Origin of the sequence: Microvirga sp. HBU67558 (assembly GCF_018069605.1) — a bacterium.
In the GTDB taxonomy this organism is placed as follows: Bacteria; Pseudomonadota; Alphaproteobacteria; order Rhizobiales; family Beijerinckiaceae; genus Microvirga; species Microvirga terrae.
This window is the reverse complement of sequence record NZ_JAGPUP010000092.1, coordinates 1-280: the sequence shown is the minus strand read 5'-3', so window position 1 is coordinate 280 and position 280 is coordinate 1. Positions and strand designations below refer to the sequence as shown.

At 68.6% G+C, this 280-nt stretch carries 1 pseudogene; it reads right to left on the bottom strand.

The features are described 5' to 3' along the window. Positions 1–32: 32 nt before the first annotated feature. A pseudogene (locus KBI52_RS33750) lies at positions 33–280 on the bottom strand (IS4 family transposase); the annotation flags it as partial.

Genomic DNA, 280 nt, shown 5'->3' with positions numbered 1-280 from the left:
CCGGCAGCGCGATCAGCTCGATCAGCACGCACTCACCCATGCGCTGGCGCCGCCGAGGGGGAAAAGGCGGCGTGGAACGGCAGATGCCGCCGCACGATCCGCACCGCATGCACGAAGGAGAGTTGGTCCGGATCGCAGCCGGCCCGCTGACTGGCCTCGTGCATCAGCCGCCGCAGCGCGAAATGCCCGAGCAGCAGGCCATAGAGCTCCTGCTTCACGAGATCGGCCCGGCGCGAGCGCAGCATCAGGCGCTCCCCTGGCAACGTCACTTTCAGTTCGG